The organism is Virgibacillus oceani (assembly GCF_014638995.1).
Lineage (GTDB): Bacteria > Bacillota > Bacilli > Bacillales > Amphibacillaceae > Virgibacillus_E > Virgibacillus_E oceani.
In genome coordinates, this window is sequence record NZ_BMFR01000001.1 from 262,176 (window position 1) to 282,758 (window position 20,583).

Here is a 20,583-nt window from a genome sequence, read left to right on the forward strand (position 1 = left end):
ACTGTGAAGAGCGGATGCACATTTTTGCATCAACTAGGGTGGCAACGCGGGTAAACTCCCGTCCCTTATTTTAGGGACGGGAGTTTTTTGTATACTTTTTAGTATTTAATGAAAAATTCCAGTGAAATTGGGGGTATTTATAATGACGATTAATGCACCACGTGGTACAGTAGACATTTTACCAAAAGACGCAAAGAAATGGCAGTTTGTTGAGAATACAATAAAAAATGTGTGTAATCGATTTAATTATGAAGAAATAAGAACACCGGTATTTGAGCATACAGAGCTATTTCAACGGGGTGTAGGAGATTCAACAGATATTGTACAAAAAGAAATGTATACATTTGAAGATAGAGGTGGGAGAAGTTTAACACTTCGTCCTGAAGGTACAGCACCCGTTACCCGCGCATATGTTCAAAATAAACTGCACGGATCACCGGTTCAGCCTGCAAAGCTTTATTATTTTGGACAAATGTTTCGATATGAACGTCCACAAGCAGGAAGAATGCGACAGCTCAATCAGTTTGGTGCAGAGGTGTTAGGAAGTGCTAACCCGGCTGTGGATGCTGAGGTGATCGGGCTTGCAATGATGTGTTACCAAGAGCTCGGATTACGTGATTTAAAGCTCGTCATTAATAGCTTAGGCGATAATGAAAGCAGGAAAAATTACCGCAATGCATTAATAGAACATTTTACACCACATAAGAACGAGTTATGCAGTGATTGTCAGACAAGGCTAACGCAAAATCCATTGCGAATACTGGATTGCAAAACAGACCGAAATCATCCGGCAATACAAACCGCACCATCAATGCTGGATTATTTAAACCGTGAATCAAAATTATATTTTGATCAAGTTAAAGAATATTTAACAATGATGGATATTCCATTTACTGTTGACAAAAATTTGGTTCGCGGGCTGGATTACTATAATCACACTGCCTTTGAAATTATGAGTGAGGCAGAAGGATTTGGTGCGATCACAACACTTTGCGGTGGTGGAAGGTACAATGGTCTAGTCGAGGAACTGGGCGGACCTAACACACCAGGTATTGGATTTGGACTAGGACTTGAACGTCTGCTATTAGCATTAGAAGCAGAGAAAATCGAATTGCCGGTTACAGAAGAATTAGACTGTTACTTCATTGCTGTAGGTGAAGAGGCTGAAAAACAAGCTGTTCGCCTTACTTATGAGTTAAGAAAACAGGGAATACAGATTGACAAGGATTACCAAGATCGGAAAATGAAAGGGCAGTTTAAAGCGGCTGATAGATTACATGCTAAATTTGTATTAATCTTGGGTGATGAAGAGTTAAATAATCAGGTTATCAATGTGAAATCAATGCAAACAGGTGAACAAAAGGAAATCCCTATTCCTGAAATGGTTCACTATATGAATGAGATGCTTCAAGGAGGAAAAGCGTAATGAATAATCGTATTTTAGCAGGGACACTTAGGTCTTGGAACATTGATCAGAAAGTTTTACTAAAAGGGTGGGTACAAAAAAGACGTGATTTGGGCGGACTGATATTTATTGACCTGCGTGATAAATCCGGTCTTGTACAAGTTGTATTTAACCCTTCTTCAAAAGAAGCATTGGAAACGGCAGAGAGCGTTCGCAGTGAATTTGTTGTTGAAATCATAGGGAGGGTTGTCAAACGCGATGAAGCAACTGTGAATGATACAATGGAAACCGGAAGCATAGAAGTTGTTGCGGAAGAGATTACTATTCTCAACAAAGCAAAAAATCCGCCATTTCAAATTCAGGACGAAACGGATGTCTCTGAAGATCTTCGATTAAAATACAGATATTTGGATCTGCGGAGAAGGGATCTGCAAAATACATTCAAACTTCGTCATCAAACAACACAGGCGGTAAGAAACTATTTAAACGAAGACGGATACTTAGAAATGGAAACACCTATTTTAACAAAGAGTACCCCAGAGGGAGCACGTGACTATTTAGTTCCAAGTCGTGTACATTCAGGTGAATTTTATGCACTTCCCCAATCACCTCAGCTGTTTAAACAGTTAATCATGATGTCTGGATTTGAGAAATACTATCAAATCGCAAGGTGTTTTCGAGATGAAGATTTACGTGCAGATCGTCAGCCGGAGTTTACGCAAATAGATATCGAAACCTCATTTATGTCAAGTGATGACATCATGGAAATGACCGAAAAGATGATGCAAAGAGTGATGAAAGAGGTAAAAAACATTGATATACAACTGCCATTACAACGCATGAAGTATGATGAAGCAATGGCTCGTTTTGGATCCGATAAGCCTGATACAAGATTTGCAATGGAGCTTATTCATGTATCCGATATTTTAAAGGATTCTTCTTTTAAAGTGTTTAAGGGTGCATTAGAGTCAGGTGGTAAAGTTTGTTTGCTAAACGTGAAGAATGAAGCTGCAAACTTTTCACGTAAAGATATTGATAAGCTGACTGATTTCGTGAAAGTATATGGCGCAAAGGGGCTGGCATGGTTAAAGGTGGAAAACGGCGAAGTAAAAGGACCAATAGCCAAATTCTTATCGGATGTTGAGGTAGCTGGAATCGTTGATCGCGCAAACGCTGCGGACGGTGACCTATTGCTGTTTGGAGCAGACAAAACGGGTGTAGTGTATGATAGTCTTGGAGCGTTGCGGTTGAAGCTTGGTAAGGAATTGGAACTAATTGATGAGGCTAAATTTAATTTCCTTTGGGTTACAGATTGGCCATTGTTCGAATACGACGAAGATGCAAAGAGATATTTTGCCGCGCACCATCCGTTTACAATGCCTGCTGAGGAAGATTTAGATAAATTATCAACAGACCCTGGAAGTGTTCGTGCAATTGCCTATGACCTGGTATTAAATGGCTATGAGCTTGGTGGTGGGTCACTTCGGATTTATAAACGTGAACAGCAGGATAAGATGTTTAACGTATTAGGTTTTACAAAAGCAGAAGCAGAGGAGCAGTTCGGCTTTTTGCTTGATGCCCTAGAATATGGGGCACCACCACATGGCGGTATTGCTTTAGGATTGGACAGAATTGTGATGCTGTTAGCAGGCAGGACAAATCTTAGGGATACAATATTATTTCCAAAGACCGCTTCTGCATCCGATTTATTAACAGATGCTCCAAGTGAGGTTAGTACAGATCAATTGAAAGAGTTATCGATAAACGTACTTGAAAAATATACCGAAAATCGCGAACTGTAGTATAAATGTAACAAGTGTAATCGATTTTTCATATTCAATGTTATTGAAAAAGTATTATAGATATGATACGATAATGTTACAATAATTAAACAATTTAGAAATCAATCCTGATGTGTTCGTCTTATACAATCGTTTTGACCGAACAACTGTATAATTGGGAGCCTGAACGGTTTCCTTATTACGTGAACGCCTCATTTATACTTATTGTGAGGACTCATAAAGTCTGGAACAGGGCACCCACCTGCTGAGAGCGGGATCAAAACTGGAATTCAGACGGCACAATTGGGATTGATAGAATACATAATAAAAACAGGATGTTCCTTATCAATTGGAACATCCTGTTTTTCTAAATGTTTATCAACGGGCTGAATGCTCAGCTGTTTGAAACAACACTTTACTAAATAGATATTTTATTGATTGGAGCCCTGCGCTAATTGCTGCAGGTTTCCGTTTTTGTCCATTCGGAATGCCGGTGGTTTCATGGATCCTTGATCATCTAGGACTGTCATTTTTCGCGCTCTATCCATTATTTGCATAAATACTTGATAATCTTCTTGAATGGTTGCTAATTGTTCTTCTGTATCTGTTAATTTCTTTTCTAATTCACTTACATGGTCTCGTAACATGCTATTCTCTTTTTGTGTTTGCTCTAGTGATAGCTTTGATTGATTAGAAGCATGATAGTCTTTTTTCAGTTCTTTTAGAAAACGGATAACCATATCCATTGTCAGCTGTGGTTGTTCAATAATGTTTGTGCTTTGAACTGCCTCTTCCGTATAGGTAGTATCTTTTTCATAGTTTTGTGGTTGAGCTAGGGGCAGGACAGTTTGTTTCTGTTTCTGTGGTTTGCCCGCCATCGCACGTTTTCGCTCTTTTCGTTGTCTTTTTGCAAGATCAATAGCATGGTCATATTTTTGTCTGACCTCCGCGTTCCAGCGAAATCCGCATGCAGCAGATGTGCGATTTAAATTATCTCCCACTTCTTCAAATGCATTTAATTGGGTGCTGCCTTCCCTAATATGGCGCAGTACTGTTTCTGCTAATAATAAGTCATCTTCATGCGACCAAGCATCTTGTCTAACCTTAACCATTTGTTCCATCTCCTTTTTCATTAACAGCAATTACATAATTCCATAGATTTATTTTTAACTGCGTGGCTATCTCTCTAATCTATTGTGACCGCTGTAAAAAGGAAATATACCTAACTAGTGATTATTGTTTTTGTCTTTCTCGATTTTTTCGTAAACTTGCTTTAATGCCTGTTCAAATTTACCAGTATTTTTAGGCTGATAATAGTGTTTGTTTTTTATAGAGTCCGGCAAGTACTGTTGACTGATCCAATTGTTCTCATAATCGTGCGGGTACTTGTATTCAACTCCGCGTCCAAGTTTTTTTGCACCTTGATAGTGTGAATCTTTAAGATGGATTGGAATATCACCACTTTTACCTCTGCGAATGTCAGCTAATGCTGCATCCAATGCTTTGTATGCCGTGTTGGATTTTGGCGATAAACTTAATTCGACAATTGCAGCAGACAGAGGAATACGGGCTTCTGGAAAGCCTAATCGTTCTGCTGCCTGTACAGCGGCAATGGCACGTGGCCCAGCCTGAGGGTTTGCAAGTCCGATATCTTCATAGGCACAGACAATCATTCTTCTAGCAATGCTATCTAAATCGCCTGCCTCAATTAATCTACCTAAATAATGAAGCGCGGCATTTACATCACTGCCGCGAATGGATTTCTGAAATGCTGAAAGTACGTCGTAATGGGCATCTCCATCCTTGTCATGCGAAAAGCTCTTCTTTTGCATACATTCTTCAGCGATATCCAGTGTTATGACAGTTTGATTGTCGTTATTTCTGGGCGTTGATGATACGGCGAGTTCCAATCCGTTTAGTGCGGATCGCATATCACCGTTGGAGGTGTATGCAAAATGCTCTAGTGCTTCATTGGTAATCTCAATCGCATGATCTCCAAGCCCATTTACATTATCTGCGATTGCACGTTTTAAGGCAGTCATTATATCTGATGGTGTTAATGCATGTAATTCAAACAAATGACATCTGCTTCTTATGGCTGGATTAATAGAATGATAAGGGTTGCTTGTGGTACAGCCAATTAATGTAAGTAAGTTACTTTCAACATATGGCAATAAAAAGTCTTGCTTGCCCTTATCCAACCTGTGTACTTCGTCTAGGATTAATACAATCTGTCCAGTCATTTTTGCCTCTTCCACAACAATTTCCATATCCTTCTTCTTGTCAACAACAGCATTAAGCATTTTTACTGGTATACCTAGGCTTTTTGCTAAGGCAACTGCCATTGAAGTTTTTCCGGTTCCAGGGGGACCAAATAATATCATAGAAGCTAACCGCTCTGCCTGAACCATTCGATTTAATATTTTTCCCTCGCCAACTAGGTGTTCCTGACCAATTATTTCACTTATATGGGTTGGTCTCATTCGATATGCAAGTGGTTTTTGTTTCATATTTATCGTCCTTTATATAAAATATTAATTTGCTTTTACCTAATTAAAGGCTATATCTGATACTGATGAAATGCAAGAAACATCCTATTCGTGCTATAATAGCATGTATTGTCTATCGATTGATTTAAAGTGTTAGTAAAAACCGAGGTGTTTGATATGAAAATTTCTACTAAGGGTCGGTATGGATTGACCATTATGATTGAACTTGCAAGGAACTTTGGTGATGGTCCGATATCACTTAAATCCATTGCACGAGATAAAAATCTATCAGAACATTATTTAGAGCAGCTGGCATCACCGCTTAGAAATGCTGGCTTAATAAAGAGCATTCGTGGAGCATACGGTGGTTATATTTTAGCAAAAAAACCGGGTGAAATAACAGCTGGAGATATTATACGTGTATTGGAAGGTCCGATAACTCCTGTAGAAGGTATTGAGGAAGAAGAGCCGGCCAAGCAGGCATTATGGCTGCGAATTAGAGATGCAGTAAAAGATGTACTGGATACGACTACATTGGATGATTTAAAAGATCATGAAGATGATCAGCAACAGGAATCCTACATGTTTTATATATAAGTCAGGAATAACAAATAGAAAGGAAAGGTAGAAAATGGAACACATTTATTTGGATCATGCGGCAACGACACCTGTTAACAAACAAGTTATAGATGTAATGTATCCAATTTATGAAAGGGTGTTTGGAAATCCATCCAGTGTTCATTCATTTGGCAGAAAGGCAAGGAGTCTTCTGGACGAAGCAAGACGTGTGATGGCGAATAGCATACATGCAAATGAAAAAGAGATCGTTTTTACAAGCGGCGGGACAGAAGCAGATAATTTAGCTCTTATTGGATCAGCTTTTGCTAATAAAGAAAAAGGAAAGCACATAATTACTACTGTACAGGAGCACCATGCTACACTTCATACTGCAGAGTTTTTGGAGAAAAGCGGTTTCAATGTAACTTATTTGCCAGTTTATGAAAATGGAAGTATTTCAATTGATGATTTACGAAATGCGTTGACAGACGAGACGATTCTTGTGTCGATTATGGCCGTTAACAATGAAACAGGTGTTGTGCAGCCGATTCGGGAAGCGGGAAAGCTTTTGAAGGATCATCAGGCTAATTTTCACACAGATGCTGTACAGGCATTTGGCTTAATGCAGTTAAATGTAAAAGAATTGGGGATTGATTTATTAACCGTTTCATCGCATAAAATTAATGGACCAAAAGGGATTGGGTTTTTATATGTCGCGGAGGGTGTTAAACTCAATCCTTTGCAATATGGAGGCGAGCAAGAGAGAAAACGGCGAGCAGGCACAGAGAATATTGTGAGTGCCGTAGGGTTTCAAAAAGCTGTTGAATTGGTTGAGGAAGAAAGGGAAAAGCGAACTAATTTGTATAAACAATATAAAAGCCATTTTCTAAACGTGTTAGAGAATAAACATATAGATTTTAAGGTTAATGGAAATTATGATGGAACAATTCCGGCTATTGTTAATATTAGCTTCAAAGGAATGAACGTAGAAACATTGCTTACCAATTTTGACTTGGAAGGAATAGCGGCATCAAGCGGCAGTGCGTGTACGGCCGGATCTGTTGAACCTTCGCACGTATTGACAGAAATGTACGGAGCGGACAATCCACGGACAACTAATTCCATTCGCTTTAGTTTTGGGGCAGCAAATACAACGGAGAATGTAGAAGAAGCGGCGAATCGCATTGCCAAGATAATAAAACGATTAGCCTCTTATTAAGGTGGTGAAAAACATGAAAAGTAAACAAGAAACAAGAGTAGTAGTTGGAATGAGTGGTGGAGTAGATTCATCTGTAGCGGCACTGCTTTTAAAAGAGCAAGGGTATGATGTAGTAGGTATTTTTATGAAAAACTGGGACGATACTGATGAAAATGGAGTATGTACCGCAACGGAAGATTTTGAGGATGTAGTACGTGTATGCAATCAAATTGGCATTCCATATTATGCAGTTAACTTTGAAAAACAATATTGGGACAAGGTATTTACCTATTTTCTTGATGAATATAAAGCAGGAAGAACGCCAAATCCTGATGTTATGTGCAACAAAGAAATTAAATTTAAAGCATTTTTAGACCATGCGTTGTCATTAGGTGCTGACTATCTGGCAACTGGTCATTATGCACAAGTGCGTGTTAATGATGGGAAATATGAAATGTTACGCGGGATAGATGATAATAAAGATCAGACGTATTTTTTGAATCAATTAACGAGTGACGTCTTAGAAAAAGTGATGTTCCCATTAGGGCATTTACCAAAATCAAAAGTAAGAGAAATTGCCATGCAGCACAATTTGGCAACGGCAGCTAAGAAAGACAGTACTGGGATATGCTTTATTGGGGAGCGCAATTTTAAAGAGTTCCTAAGTGAATATATACCAGCGCAGCCTGGTAAAATGAAAACGCTGAATGGAATTGATAAAGGAAAACATGATGGACTCATGTATTATACAATTGGTCAGCGGCAAGGTCTCGGTATTGGCGGGTCAGGTGATCCGTGGTTCGTAGTTGGGAAGAATTTAAAAGAAAATATCCTATACGTTGAACAAGGCTTTAGTCACCCTGCGCTTTATTCAGATGGACTAATAGCTGCAGATGTAAATTGGATTAATGAAAACAATACGGAAAAAACCTTTACATGTACAGCGAAATTTCGTTATCGGCAAAAAGATAGTGCTGTAACGGTAGACATTCTAGATGATGGTAATGTACATGTGAAATTTGACGAAAAAGAACGTGCAATAACTCCTGGGCAGGCAGTCGTCTTTTACGATGGTGAGGTTTGTCTTGGAGGAGGCACAATAGAAGAGGTTATAAAAGGCAATCAGTACTTGGATTATGTAGGTTAAAAACAGCTAGGACCATACTCCGGAAACCGATAACAATGGTTCTTGGATAATGGTCCTGTACTTTTTTAGTGAAGGATTGGTTACATGGATAAAATTACACAAGCAATTACTTATATGAAGGAACAAAAATATGAGGATTCCGCAAAACTTTTTACTGAAATTATTGAAGAAAACCCAGAAGATCCAATTGGATACATAAACTTTGGTAATCTGCTGGTTCATATCAATGAACTGCAACGCGCGGAAAATTTTTTTCAACGAGCAATTGAATTAGATGAACATACAGCAACCGCTTATTACGGGTTAGGTAACCTGTATTTTGAACAATCACTCTATCCAAAGGCAGCAGAAAACTTTCAAAAAGCAATTGAATTAGGCTTGGAAGAAAGTGATGTTTATTATATGCTGGGAATGACATTACAGAAACAGGAGCAATTAAAGCTTTCTATCCCATATTTACTTCGAGCAACTGAATTAGAAGAGGATGATGATGAAATTCTATTTCAATATGGATTAGCATTAGCACAATCCAATCATATTGAGGAGGCAGAATCGGTTTTCGAAAAGGTTTTGAAGAAGAATTCCAAACATAGTGATGCACACTATAATCTAGGTGTCATCTCTCTATATAATGACGATGCAAAGAGTGCGTTGGATCATTTTAATAAGGCATTAACAATTCAATCGGACCACGTACTGGCAGCTAACGGAAAAAAACAGATAGAAGAATTGTTAAATCAAAACGAAGCGTAAGACGGTGGGGTTGTTTAGATGGAACAGCAAAGGCAATCTATCGAAAATGAAGAGCAGGGATATATTACGGGGGTACTTTTGTACACCATTTTTCATAATGAACAGGAGCATTTTTCGATTGCAAAAATAAAAGTAAAAGATACGAATGAAGATTACAAGGAAAAAGATATTGTAGCAAAAGGATATTTCGCCAATTTACAAGAGGACAAAACGTATCGATTTTATGGAAGCTTCGAAAGACATTCTAAGTTCGGAATGCAGTATAAAGTTACATCTTATCAAACTGTTATTCCGGACACAAAAGATGGTTTGATTGCCTATTTATCTAGTGATATGTTCTATGGAATTGGTAAGAAAACTGCAAAAAGGATTGTTGGCCATTTAGGTGAAAATGCAATATCTAAAATCCTAAATAACAAAGATGTATTACATGATATCCCTGGAATTAAACACGATAAAGCCGAGCTGCTAGTTAAAAGCTTACAGGAAAATCAAGGGTTTGAACATATTGTTGTGCATTTATCGAAATATGGGATTGGTTTGAAAATGGCACAAAAAATCTACCAGAAGTATAAGGATGAAGCACTGCAAATATTACAGGAGGATCCTTACCAATATGTGTTCGATATTGAAGGGTTTGGGTTCCAAAAGGCAGATGAAATAGCACGACAAAGTGGTCTTTCATTAACACATCCCAATCGATTGGGGGCTGGCTCTATTTATGTATTGCAAAAAAGCATCCAGGACGGCCATGTTTTTATTCCACTGGACACTTGTCTGAAACAGGTCGTCAATTTGCTTTACCATTCTAACGAAAAGCTATCGGAAAAAGATATTGCAGATCGATTGATGGAATTAAACAAAGAGAAGAAAGTGATTATTCAAAACGGAAATGTCTATTTACCTTCACTTTATTATGCTGAAGATGGTTTTGCTTCCAATTTAAAACGCCTTATCACTAAACCTATTGAAAACACTGCAACACTTGCTGAGCTGATGAAGATTATTGGGCAGATTGAGGAAGAAGAAATTTTAAGTTATGGAAAAGAGCAATTTTCTGCAATTAATCAATCACTTGACTCAAAGGTAACGATTGTCACAGGCGGCCCTGGCACTGGAAAAACTACAGTTATTAAAGGTATTTTAAAAGCTTATGCTGCAATCCATGATGTTGCTCTTGATATTAAAGAATACGTCAAAAGGGCGGACTACCCATTTATTCTAACGGCTCCAACAGGTCGTGCAGCCAAACGTCTGAATGAATCAACAGGACTCCCGGCAGTTACGATTCACCGTCTATTAGGCTGGGATGGAAAAGATGGATTCGAGAAAAATCAGCAAGAACCATTAACGGGAAAGTTTTTGATTGTAGATGAATTTTCCATGGTTGATATTTGGCTGGCGAACAATTTATTCAAGGCGGTCCCGGATGATATGCAAGTCCTTTTAGTTGGGGATGAGGACCAATTACCATCTGTTGGCCCTGGACAAGTGTTAAGTGATTTATTGTCTAGTGAATTGATTCCATTTGTAAGTCTCAATGAAGTATACCGGCAAAAGGAAGGTTCCAAAATTATTCAGCTTGCCCACACAATTAAAAACAATGCTTGCTCAAGTGGATCACTTAAAAATGATAAAGATTTCAGCTTTATTCATTGCCATGAACAGCAAATGATAGATGTTATTACAAAAATTTATTCACGTGCAAGTTCGAAAGGGATTGACATTCAGGATATTCAAGTTCTTGCCCCAATGTATCGGTCTCAAGCGGGAATCACACTAATCAACAAAGAGCTCCAAGAATTAGTGAACCCAAAAACGAAAACAAAACGTGAGGTAAAAGCAGCAAATGATGTGGTTTTTCGGGTTGGGGATAAGGTTATTCAGCTTGTTAATCAGCCTGAGGACCATGTATATAATGGTGACATTGGCGAGGTAGCTGCAATATTTACTGAGGATGAAAATATAGAAAATGTTGAACAATTGGTGGTTTCATTTGATGGTAAAGAGGTAGTTTATGAGCGAAAGGATTACATAAACATTATGCATGCATATTGTATTTCCATACATAAATCGCAGGGCAGTGAATTTCCAATCGTCATTCTCCCAGTGGTCTCTACTTACAATCGAATGCTGCGCAAGAATTTACTATACACCGCTATTACTAGAAGTAAACAGTCATTAATCATTTGCGGTGAAGAAAATGCATTCCTAAGGGGAGTTCGAACACTGGATACCAATAAACGATACACATCGTTAAAAGAACAGCTAGTGGAAAGATTGCAAGGAATCGAAACAAAACCAGCAGTTGATGAAGAAGAAAAAGTAATTACACCTTATGACTTTATGTAAATGCATATGTATATTATCTGCAATTCCGGGTTAAGCTAACGTAATAAATTTATTTTGCTGAAAAGGAGCAATAAATAGTATGATGCAATGCCCGAATTGTAGAGGAAAAGATATAGGGAAAATCGGTTCACAGCAATTTTACTGCTGGAATTGTTTTATTGAACTGTCAGTGACCGATAATAATGAATTAACCGTACATCAAATTGAAGCGGATGGTTCCCTAAGTTCGCTAAATGACTTATTTACGGATGATGAGCGAAGAATCCAGTGGTAACCCTCAGTCACAAAAATGTTGAATTTTTTGTACTAGGGAGTGCTGTTTATGTTTAAAGAAAAAAAGCCATTGAATTTTTTATATTGGATTGTTATCGGTATATTAGTTTTTTTATTCCTGTATTTACTTGTAAAACTGTTTCCTATCTATGGAACTGTTTTTTCATTTCTTTTTCATCTATTAGCTCCTTTTATTGTGTCGGGATTAATTGCTTACCTGCTATTCCCTGTAATTAAAAAAATACATTCCTATCACATTCCCAAAAGCTTGGCTATTCTTTTTATCTATATTCTATTTTTTGGCGGAATAGGCTATTTGATTTATCGTGTTTATCCTGCTGTATTGCATCAGCTGAAAGATTTAACGGAACAATTGCCGCTATTAATAGATATGTATGAGGATTTAATCTATCAGCTATATGAATACACCTCATTTTTGCCTGAAGCTGTTCACGATAAAATGGATCAACTAATAATCGGGGTTGAAACCTCCTTAGAGAATTTATTGGGCAAACTAATTGGCGGGTTCACAAAAATTTTTGACATGATTATATTCCTTACCGTTATTCCGGTATTGGTTTTTTACTTTTTAAAGGATTTCAGCAAAATCAAGAATTATTTTAAGAAATGGATTCCAGTACGATATCATGAGCAAAGCAGTAAGCTATTTCACGCAATTGATGAAAGTTTGGGAAATTACATACGCGGACAATTAATCGTTTGTTTATTTGTAAGCATAACTACATTTGTTGCTTTTCAGCTTTTGCATATTAAATATGCACTCCTGTTAGCGATCATTATGGGCCTTACCAATATTATTCCATATTTCGGTCCAATTATTGGTGCGGTTCCGGCAGTAGCCATTACACTTACAATGTCTGCAAAGTTAATTGTATTTGTGTTATTAGCAATTTTTATCGTCCAACTGATTGAAAGTAATTTACTTTCCCCTTATATAGTTGGGAAGAGTATTGATATACATCCAATTGCAATAATTTTTGCTTTGCTTCTGGGAGGACAAATAGGTGGAGTAATCGGGATGATAGCAGCAGTTCCACTATTAACCATTTTAAAGGTTATCGTTTCACATGTAGCCATAATAAAACAACACCATTGACTTTTCAGGGATATTTTTTTATAATATCGCTAAACTAGTATTAATCATAATAGGAACATGTTGAAGGTTCTAAGTACATGATAACTTCCTTATTAAGAGAGGGATTTCCACAGGCTGAAAGAAATCCCAGGCAAAGAATCATGGAAAGCTAAACTGGAGTACGGTTAAAACCCGTCGGACTGCACACCGTTATCGTGATAAAGTGACAAATGATTCATTTCGTTTGTAATTAGGGTGGTACCGCGAATATCTCGTCCCTGCATGAAGCAGAGAGGGGTATTTTTTTTCGGTTATTTTGCAGAAGGTTTTGTTTTTGAAGCAATAGACGTAAAATGCGACTGAGTATATTCGGGCTGCGGGGCGAAAAAGCATCATAAAATACTTACGATGCATTTTACGGAGAATGGGAAAGTATAAACAACAAAATTTACGAAATAGGGTTTGAAATGAAAATGATAGATGGAGGTTACAATATGAAACAGCTAAGTTCACAGCAAGTTCGTCAAATGTTCTTGGACTTTTTTAAAGAAAAAGGCCACCGGGTTGAACCAAGTGCATCATTGGTACCGATTGAAGATCCAACATTGCTCTGGATTAATAGTGGTGTTGCAACGTTAAAAAAATATTTTGATGGACGTGTAATTCCTGATAACCCACGCATAGTTAACGCACAAAAATCAATTCGCACAAACGATATCGAGAATGTAGGATTTACAGCAAGGCACCAAACATTTTTCGAAATGCTTGGGAACTTTTCAATCGGAGATTATTTTAAAAAAGAAGCAATTAGATGGGCATGGGAATTTTTAACAGATGAAAAGTGGATTAATTTTGATCCAGAACTTTTATCTGTTACTGTACATCCAGAAGACGATGAAGCTTATGAATTATGGCTTCATGAAATAAAACTTCCTAAAGAACGGATTATACGTCTTGAGGAAAACTTCTGGGATATTGGGGAAGGACCAAGTGGACCGAATACAGAAATATTTTACGATCGCGGGGAAAAATATGGCAATGACCCGAACGATCCTGAATTGTATCCTGGCGGTGAAAATGATCGCTATCTCGAAATCTGGAACTTAGTATTTTCCCAGTTTAATCATAATCCAGATGATACGTATACCCCGCTTCCTAAAAAGAATATTGATACTGGTATGGGCCTCGAACGAATTGTGTCTGTCATTCAAGATGTACCTACAAACTTTGAGACAGATTTGTTTATGCCAATTATTAAAAAGACAGAGGAATTTGCTAATGTCACATATGGTTTAAACAAAGAAAGTGATACAGCATTTAAGGTAATCGCTGATCATATCCGAACAGTAGCTTTTGCAATCGGAGATAATGCACTTCCATCAAATGAAGGAAGAGGATATGTATTAAGGCGCCTTTTAAGAAGGGCAGTCCGCTATGCGAAACAAATAGGAATTGAAAAGCCATTTATGTACAAACTAGTATCCGTTGTAGGAAATATTATGAAGGATTTTTATCCAGAGGTCACGAAGCAGCAGGAATATATTGAAAACGTAATTAAAACAGAAGAAGACCGTTTCCATGAGACGTTACATGAAGGGCTGGATATTCTGAATTCTATTATGGAAAAAGAAAAAAGTAATGGAAGTTCTGTATTTCCTGGAACAGAAGTGTTTCGTCTATATGATACGTATGGATTTCCTAAAGAATTAACGGAGGAATATGTTGAGGAAGAAGGATTTACGATTGACGAAGCTGGATTTGAAAAAGAAATGGAAAAACAGCGCGAACGCGCACGCAATGCACGCCAAAAGGTAGACTCCATGCAGGTCCAGGATGAAATTTTAAGCAAGGTAACTGTTAAAAGTCAATTTATCGGATACGAGAACCTCGAAGTGGAAACAACGATTGCGCAAATGATAAACGGAAAAGAAATGGCCGATGCTGCATATGAAGGTGATGAAGTAGTATTATTCTTGGATGAAACCCCTTTTTATGCGGAAAGCGGCGGGCAAATTGCTGATAACGGATGGATATTTACAGACGAAGCTTCTGCATTTGTAGAAAATGTTCAAAAAGCACCTAAAGGACAGCATATTCATCATGTGAAAATAAGAGACGGTGAATTAAAGGTCGGTCAAAAAGTTAAAGCAATTGTCGATAGCAAATTCCGTAAAGCAATTGTCAAAAATCATACAGCTACCCATTTATTGCATCAAGCATTGAAGGATATATTGGGTAATCATGTAAACCAGGCGGGTTCTCTCGTAACTCCAGATAGATTGCGATTCGATTTCTCTCATTTTGGTGCAATTACGGATGAAGAACTAGATAAGATAGAGCAGATTGTTAATGAGCAAATATGGAAATCTACGCAATTAGTTATTGAGAATAAAAAAATTGACGAAGCTAAAGAAATGGGAGCAATGGCCTTATTTGGTGAAAAGTATGGTGATATCGTACGTGTTGTTCAGGTGGATGACTATAGTATCGAATTGTGTGGAGGCTGTCATGTGCAAAACACAGCGGAAATAGGGTTGTTCAAAATCGTTTCCGAAACTGGAATTGGCGCAGGTACACGCAGAATTGAAGCTGTTACAAGTGAAAAGGCATATCATTATGTGAACGATAAAATTGACTCGTTAAACCATGCTGCAACACTATTAAAAACAAATGATGAAAAGGTTGCCGAGCGAATTGAGGTGTTATTCCAGGATATCAAATCACTGCAAAAGGAAAATGAATCACTAAATGCCAAAGTATCAAATATGGAAGCTTCTTCTATATTAGATCAAGTGGAAACGATTGATGGTGTGAATTTATTAGCACAGCAGGTAAATGTAAAGGATATGAATCAGTTAAGGAATATGGTTGATGACTTAAAACAAAAACTTGGATCCGGTATCATATTGCTTGCTGCAGAAAATAATCAAAAAGTACAATTAGCAGCAGGAGTTTCTAAAGATTTAATCGAAAGCGGTCTTCATGCAGGTAATTTAATTAAACAAGCAGCACAGTTATGTGGAGGCGGTGGCGGCGGCCGTCCGGATATGGCACAGGCAGGCGGTAAAGACCCGCAAAAAATTAAACAGGCTTTGCTATATGCAAGCCAATATGTTAAAGATAATATATAGAATTGAGGTCTTGTCCTTTATCTAGCATAAAAAGATATAATATTAGGTAGAAACATGTTAGAATAAGAATGAAGGCAAAACTTGGAATGAGGTGTCACTATGAGCTCTATTGATAAAACGATGAAATTTAATTTTTCGGAGGAACCATTTGATCAGGATATTAAAGAGATTCTAATGACTGTCCATGATTCACTTAGGGAAAAAGGTTACAATCCGATTAATCAAATTGTGGGTTATTTGTTAAGTGGTGACCCTGCATATATCCCAAGATATAACGATGCAAGGAATTTGATCCGGAAAATTGAGCGTGATGAAGTTATCGAAGAATTGGTGAAATTTTATTTAGAACAGCAAGCTAAAGGATAGAATAAATGAAAATAATAGGCTTAGATGTCGGATCCAAAACAATTGGTGTCGCAGTTAGCGATGCAATGGGGTGGACTGCACAAGGATTAACAACAATAAAGTGGGATGAGAATGACATCACATCCGCAGATGAAGAATTAAAAGCTATTATCGCGCAGCACGAAGCGAAAAAAGCAGTTATAGGTTTACCAAAAAATATGAATGGGACTATTGGCGAACGTGGTGAAGCTTCGGAAAGATACGCTAAACACGTGGAAGAAACGCATCAAATCCCGACTGTATTATGGGATGAACGGTTAACTACAATAGCTGCGGAGCGTGTATTATTAGAAGCAGATGTCAGCAGAAAAAAACGAAAAAAAGTGATAGATAAAATGGCCGCTGTAATGATATTACAAGGCTTTCTTGAGTCAAAAAGTTAAGGAGTGAAGGCATGGCACTAGAGGAAAAAGAACGTATTATTGTTCCTGATGAAAATGGGGAAGAGCATCTATTTGAAGTATTATTTACGTTTGATGTTGATCAAACAAATCAATCGTATATAGCAGTAGTTCCGGTTGAGCAAAAGGATGACGAGGAAGTTGAGGTTTACGCATTTCGTTATGAAGAAAAAGAAGAAGACGATAATGATTTATCACTTTTCCCAATTGAATCTGATGAAGAATGGGAAATGGTAGAGGAAATGCTTAATACGTTAGCGGATGAAGAAGATAATGACAATAAGTAAATGATATGAAAAAGCTGATGTTAAGGCTTGACATCAGCTTTTCTTATGTGTTTTTATTGGGATATTTTAGCGAATCGTGGCATATCTTATATTTTTTTAGTATAATATACCGGATGAGAGGGGGATACTTGATGTCCAAAAAGAAAAACAATGGAAACTATAAGGACAACCTAATTGCTAGAAGTGAAGAAGCGAGAACGGTTCGCAAAATCGTATCGATCATTATCATATCGTTAATTCTAATCCTTGTAGTTGGTGGTATCTCAGGGTATATGTATGTAAAATCTGCTTTGAAGCCTGTAGATTCATCAAGTAAGAAAGAAATTAATGTTGAAATTCCAATGGGATCATCAACGTCAGATATCGCTCATATTTTAGAAGAAAAGGGCATTATAAAAGATGCTCGTGTATTTCGCTTTTACATAAAATTTCAGAATGAGTCGGAATTTCAGGCAGGGGAGTATGCATTGACAAAAGCAATGACTCTGGATGAAATTATCGAAGCGTTGCAAAAAGGAAAAGTTATGGAGGAAGCCTTATATACAGTAACGATACCTGAAGGAAAATCGATTGAACAAATTGCTGAGATTTATGCGAATAAATTAAAGATAAATAAGGAAGATTTCTTAACTAAAATAAATGATCCTGCATACGTCGAACAATTGATGGGTAAATACCCGGAGATTTTAACAAATGCGATACTTGAACCAGATATCAGAATGCCATTGGAGGGCTATTTATTTGCAGCAACGTATGATTTTTATGAAGAAAAGCCAACAGTGGAAGCGATTGTGGAAAAAATGCTTAAAAAAACAGTTGAAGTAGTTACACCTTACCTGGATGACATTGCAGCAAGAGATACCACAGTCCATGAAGCAATAACAATGGCATCGTTAGTTGAAAATGAGGCCAAAACAGTGAAGCAGCGCAAAATGATTGCTGGAGTTTTTTATAACCGTTTAGAAGACGGAATGAAGCTCCAAACGGATCCAACTGTTCAATACGCCATGGGTGAGCACAAGGAAAAGGTGACATACAAGGATTTGGAAATTAAATCACCATATAATACTTATTATGTCGATGCATTACCTGTAGGCCCAATTTCAAACTTTGCCGAAAGTTCGTTAAAGGCGACACTGCAGCCAGAAGAAACGGAATATAAGTATTTTTTACATGACAAAGAAGGTAAGATTCATTATTCAAAAACGAACAAAGAACATAATAAACTTAAAGATAAATATATTGATTAAGGAATCCGGAAGTGTGAATGCCATTTCACATTTCCCGTTTTTTTAGTGTGTTCCCAGAAAAAGTGAATAGGGGCTGATAAGATGGATAGGAATGAACAATATTATTTAACCCAGTTATTACCCCCACAAGAGGAATGGGTTACAGAGCTTGAACGTCAGGCAGAAATAGAACGAATACCGATAATGGATCCATTAGGCATACATTTTTTAATGCAGCTTATTAACATGAATAAGCCAAACACTATTCTAGAGATTGGTACTGCAATAGGATATTCGGCCCTGCGGATGCTTGAAGCAAATCCACTTGCACAAATTGTTACAATAGAGCGTGATGAAAAAAGGTATCATCAGGCATTGGAAAATATTCAAAGCCAGTCAAAGCAAAAGCAAATTCACGTCATCTATGGCGATGCTCTTGAAAAGTCACAGGAAATTATCAACCGTGGATTATTTGACCTTATGTTTATTGATGCTGCTAAAGGCCAATACCAACGATTTTTTGAATTGTATTGTCAATGTATTCCAAGTGGTGGCGTAATTGTTTCCGATAATGTATTATTTAAGGGTTATGTTGCAGATTCAGAGAAAATCCATTCGCGCAATAGCAAGATTGGGCAAAAGATCAGAAACTATAATGAATGGCTGATAAATCATCCGGATTTTACGACGACCATTGTTCCAATTGGTGATGGGGTCGCCATAAGTATAAAAAAATAACGAGAGGAGCTCCTTTTTTCATGCAGGATAAGCCAGTAGTAATAGGGGTTGCAGGGGGAAGCGGAAGTGGAAAAACCACTGTAACACGCTCCATTTGTCAACGCTTTTCCGATACAACGATCCTTGTTATTGAACAGGATTATTATTATAAAGATCAAAGTCACTTACCATTTGAAGAACGATTGAATACAAATTATGATCATCCGCTTGCATTTGATAATGACTTATTGATTAAGCATATACATGATTTAATGAATCAAAAGGCAATTGAAAAACCGGTATATGATTACAAAATTCATACACGGTCCAATGAAATTATTCCAGTAGAGCCAAAAGAGGTTATTATATTGGAAGGAATATTAATTTTAGAAGATCCGCGGTTGGTTGATCTAATGGATATTAAGGTATTTGTCGACACAGATGCCGATGTAAGGATAATCCGCCGCCTTTTAAGAGATATTAAGGAACGTGGACGGACACTTGATTCTGTTATTGATCAATACATTAATAATGTACGTCCAATGCATTTACAGTTTGTAGAACCTACAAAACGCTATGCTGATATAATTATTCCTGAAGGCGGTCAGAATCACGTTGCAATCGATATCATGGCCACAAAGATTGAGAACATTTTATCGAAAAATCACGAAAACAAATAAAGGAAAAGTATTGAAAATTTAAATAAAGTCTGCCATAGTAAATATTAGTATATTATCTAAATACTTATTTTAAGCGGGCAGACAATGATGCTGCTCATTTATATCGGGTTTTTGATCATTTGGTTAATGAATTTTCTAGCTGAATGATGAATCACTTATATTGGTATTTTCAGTGGAGAATGAAAAGGAGTGTTTTTTTAATGGCTACAGAGAAAAGTTATTACATGACACAAGAGGGGAAAGAAAAATTAGAGAAAGAATTACATTATTTAAAAACAGAAAGAAGACAGGAAGTTGTTGAACGTATAAAGGTTGCACGCGGCTTCGGGGATTTATCTGAGAACTCGGAGTATGACGCTGCAAAGGATGAACAAGCATTTGTTGAATCACGTATTTCACAGGTCGAAAAAATGATTCGAAATGCGGTAATTATTGAAAATGATGATAACAATCAAAATATAGTATCTTTAGGAAAGTCAGTGACATTCACCGAATTACCCGATGGCGAGGAAGAAACGTACACCATTGTTGGGAGTGCTGAAGCCGATCCGTTTGAAGGTAAAATTTCCAATGACTCTCCAATGGCGAAAAGCTTACTTGGACATGAAGTAGGAGAAGAGGTTGCTGTTGCTACACCAGGCGGAGAGATTCAGGTTAAAATTGTAAAGATTAATTAATGCT

Annotated in this window: 19 protein-coding genes, 1 other RNA gene and 2 other annotated features (1 of these 22 cut by a window edge); of the genes, 18 read left to right on the plus strand and 2 right to left on the minus strand. The window is 37.4% G+C overall.

Going from position 1 to position 20,583, the window contains the following annotated elements; genetic code table 11:
- Window positions 1-69: a binding site (T-box leader), on the plus strand; it begins 151 nt to the left of the window's first position.
- 73 nt (window positions 70-142) lie between these two features.
- From hisS to ssrS, 3 genes are all read left to right on the plus strand, one after another.
- Window positions 143-1,426 carry a histidine--tRNA ligase gene (hisS, locus tag IEV74_RS01335; protein ID WP_188453545.1) on the plus strand — a complete coding sequence of 428 codons (1,284 nt, stop codon included), beginning with the start codon at window positions 143-145 and terminating at the stop codon, window positions 1,424-1,426.
- Window positions 1,426-3,207, plus strand: coding sequence for an aspartate--tRNA ligase (aspS, locus tag IEV74_RS01340; protein ID WP_188453546.1), 1,782 nt, complete (start codon window positions 1,426-1,428; stop codon window positions 3,205-3,207). The genes hisS and aspS overlap by 1 nt, the downstream gene beginning before the upstream one ends.
- 101 nt (window positions 3,208-3,308) lie before the next feature.
- A non-coding RNA gene (ssrS, locus tag IEV74_RS01345) (6S RNA) lies at window positions 3,309-3,500 on the plus strand.
- A 117-nt stretch (window positions 3,501-3,617) separates the two neighbouring features.
- Here ssrS and IEV74_RS01350 read toward each other — a convergent pair.
- Together IEV74_RS01350 and IEV74_RS01355 are read right to left on the minus strand one after the other, a co-directional pair.
- Window positions 3,618-4,298, minus strand: coding sequence for an RsfA family transcriptional regulator (locus tag IEV74_RS01350; RefSeq protein ID WP_188453547.1), 681 nt, complete (start codon window positions 4,296-4,298; stop codon window positions 3,618-3,620).
- A 114-nt stretch (window positions 4,299-4,412) separates the two neighbouring features.
- Window positions 4,413-5,696, minus strand: coding sequence for a replication-associated recombination protein A (locus IEV74_RS01355; RefSeq protein ID WP_188453548.1), 1,284 nt, complete (start codon window positions 5,694-5,696; stop codon window positions 4,413-4,415).
- Between the two features lie 156 nt (window positions 5,697-5,852).
- On the opposite strand from IEV74_RS01355, the gene cymR reads away from it, so the two are divergent.
- The 15 genes from cymR (at window position 5,853) to greA (ending at window position 20,579) form a co-directional block, all read left to right on the plus strand.
- Entirely contained in the window at window positions 5,853-6,272 is a 420-nt protein-coding gene (gene cymR / locus IEV74_RS01360) for a cysteine metabolism transcriptional regulator CymR (RefSeq protein ID WP_188453549.1), read from the plus strand.
- Window positions 6,273-6,306: 34 nt separating this feature from the next.
- On the plus strand, window positions 6,307-7,452 hold the full coding sequence (locus tag IEV74_RS01365) for a cysteine desulfurase family protein (protein ID WP_188453550.1): 1,146 nt from the start codon (window positions 6,307-6,309) through the stop codon (window positions 7,450-7,452).
- Window positions 7,453-7,465: 13 nt separating this feature from the next.
- The gene (mnmA, locus tag IEV74_RS01370) at window positions 7,466-8,578 is read left to right on the plus strand and encodes a tRNA 2-thiouridine(34) synthase MnmA (protein ID WP_188453551.1); all 1,113 of its coding nucleotides are present in this window, start codon (window positions 7,466-7,468) and stop codon (window positions 8,576-8,578) included.
- Between the two features lie 84 nt (window positions 8,579-8,662).
- Window positions 8,663-9,331, plus strand: a complete 669-nt coding sequence (locus tag IEV74_RS01375) for a tetratricopeptide repeat protein (RefSeq protein WP_188453552.1) — start codon at window positions 8,663-8,665, stop codon at window positions 9,329-9,331.
- Between the two features lie 18 nt (window positions 9,332-9,349).
- On the plus strand, window positions 9,350-11,683 hold the full coding sequence (recD2, locus tag IEV74_RS01380) for an SF1B family DNA helicase RecD2 (protein ID WP_188453553.1): 2,334 nt from the start codon (window positions 9,350-9,352) through the stop codon (window positions 11,681-11,683).
- 79 nt (window positions 11,684-11,762) lie between these two features.
- Window positions 11,763-11,957 (plus strand): YrzR-like zinc ribbon domain, encoded by a 195-nt coding sequence (locus IEV74_RS19630; protein WP_229683031.1) that lies wholly within the window; start codon window positions 11,763-11,765, stop codon window positions 11,955-11,957.
- 48 nt (window positions 11,958-12,005) lie between these two features.
- Entirely contained in the window at window positions 12,006-13,073 is a 1,068-nt protein-coding gene (locus IEV74_RS01385) for an AI-2E family transporter (RefSeq protein WP_188453554.1), read from the plus strand.
- Between the two features lie 51 nt (window positions 13,074-13,124).
- Window positions 13,125-13,335 (plus strand) — a binding site (T-box leader).
- Window positions 13,336-13,546: 211 nt separating this feature from the next.
- Complete coding sequence (gene alaS / locus IEV74_RS01390; protein ID WP_188453555.1) at window positions 13,547-16,183, plus strand: alanine--tRNA ligase; 2,637 nt, start codon at window positions 13,547-13,549, stop codon at window positions 16,181-16,183.
- Window positions 16,184-16,282: 99 nt separating this feature from the next.
- Window positions 16,283-16,549, plus strand: a complete 267-nt coding sequence (locus tag IEV74_RS01395) for an IreB family regulatory phosphoprotein (RefSeq protein ID WP_188453556.1) — start codon at window positions 16,283-16,285, stop codon at window positions 16,547-16,549.
- A 5-nt stretch (window positions 16,550-16,554) separates the two neighbouring features.
- Entirely contained in the window at window positions 16,555-16,971 is a 417-nt protein-coding gene (gene ruvX, locus IEV74_RS01400) for a Holliday junction resolvase RuvX (RefSeq protein ID WP_188453557.1), read from the plus strand.
- Window positions 16,972-16,982: 11 nt separating this feature from the next.
- Window positions 16,983-17,276 carry a DUF1292 domain-containing protein gene (locus tag IEV74_RS01405; RefSeq protein WP_188453558.1) on the plus strand — a complete coding sequence of 98 codons (294 nt, stop codon included), beginning with the start codon at window positions 16,983-16,985 and terminating at the stop codon, window positions 17,274-17,276.
- A 131-nt stretch (window positions 17,277-17,407) separates the two neighbouring features.
- Window positions 17,408-18,526, plus strand: a complete 1,119-nt coding sequence (mltG, locus tag IEV74_RS01410; RefSeq protein ID WP_188453559.1) for an endolytic transglycosylase MltG — start codon at window positions 17,408-17,410, stop codon at window positions 18,524-18,526.
- Between the two features lie 81 nt (window positions 18,527-18,607).
- On the plus strand, window positions 18,608-19,243 hold the full coding sequence (locus tag IEV74_RS01415) for an O-methyltransferase (RefSeq protein WP_188453560.1): 636 nt from the start codon (window positions 18,608-18,610) through the stop codon (window positions 19,241-19,243).
- A 20-nt stretch (window positions 19,244-19,263) separates the two neighbouring features.
- On the plus strand, window positions 19,264-19,902 hold the full coding sequence (udk, locus tag IEV74_RS01420) for a uridine kinase (protein ID WP_188453561.1): 639 nt from the start codon (window positions 19,264-19,266) through the stop codon (window positions 19,900-19,902).
- Between the two features lie 200 nt (window positions 19,903-20,102).
- A complete protein-coding gene (gene greA / locus IEV74_RS01425; protein WP_188453562.1) occupies window positions 20,103-20,579 on the plus strand; it encodes a transcription elongation factor GreA in 477 nt (158 codons plus the stop codon).
- Window positions 20,580-20,583: the final 4 nt, after the last annotated feature.

Coding starts and splice junctions, on each gene's coding strand:
- hisS (WP_188453545.1), top strand. CDS start 143: ATGACGATTAATGCACCACGTGGTACAGTAGACATTTTACCAAAAGAC.
- aspS (WP_188453546.1), top strand. CDS start 1,426: ATGAATAATCGTATTTTAGCAGGGACACTTAGGTCTTGGAACATTGAT.
- IEV74_RS01350 (WP_188453547.1), bottom strand. CDS start 4,298: ATGGTTAAGGTTAGACAAGATGCTTGGTCGCATGAAGATGACTTATTA.
- IEV74_RS01355 (WP_188453548.1), bottom strand. CDS start 5,696: ATGAAACAAAAACCACTTGCATATCGAATGAGACCAACCCATATAAGT.
- cymR (WP_188453549.1), top strand. CDS start 5,853: ATGAAAATTTCTACTAAGGGTCGGTATGGATTGACCATTATGATTGAA.
- IEV74_RS01365 (WP_188453550.1), top strand. CDS start 6,307: ATGGAACACATTTATTTGGATCATGCGGCAACGACACCTGTTAACAAA.
- mnmA (WP_188453551.1), top strand. CDS start 7,466: ATGAAAAGTAAACAAGAAACAAGAGTAGTAGTTGGAATGAGTGGTGGA.
- IEV74_RS01375 (WP_188453552.1), top strand. CDS start 8,663: ATGGATAAAATTACACAAGCAATTACTTATATGAAGGAACAAAAATAT.
- recD2 (WP_188453553.1), top strand. CDS start 9,350: ATGGAACAGCAAAGGCAATCTATCGAAAATGAAGAGCAGGGATATATT.
- IEV74_RS19630 (WP_229683031.1), top strand. CDS start 11,763: ATGATGCAATGCCCGAATTGTAGAGGAAAAGATATAGGGAAAATCGGT.
- IEV74_RS01385 (WP_188453554.1), top strand. CDS start 12,006: ATGTTTAAAGAAAAAAAGCCATTGAATTTTTTATATTGGATTGTTATC.
- alaS (WP_188453555.1), top strand. CDS start 13,547: ATGAAACAGCTAAGTTCACAGCAAGTTCGTCAAATGTTCTTGGACTTT.
- IEV74_RS01395 (WP_188453556.1), top strand. CDS start 16,283: ATGAGCTCTATTGATAAAACGATGAAATTTAATTTTTCGGAGGAACCA.
- ruvX (WP_188453557.1), top strand. CDS start 16,555: ATGAAAATAATAGGCTTAGATGTCGGATCCAAAACAATTGGTGTCGCA.
- IEV74_RS01405 (WP_188453558.1), top strand. CDS start 16,983: ATGGCACTAGAGGAAAAAGAACGTATTATTGTTCCTGATGAAAATGGG.
- mltG (WP_188453559.1), top strand. CDS start 17,408: ATGTCCAAAAAGAAAAACAATGGAAACTATAAGGACAACCTAATTGCT.
- IEV74_RS01415 (WP_188453560.1), top strand. CDS start 18,608: ATGGATAGGAATGAACAATATTATTTAACCCAGTTATTACCCCCACAA.
- udk (WP_188453561.1), top strand. CDS start 19,264: ATGCAGGATAAGCCAGTAGTAATAGGGGTTGCAGGGGGAAGCGGAAGT.
- greA (WP_188453562.1), top strand. CDS start 20,103: ATGGCTACAGAGAAAAGTTATTACATGACACAAGAGGGGAAAGAAAAA.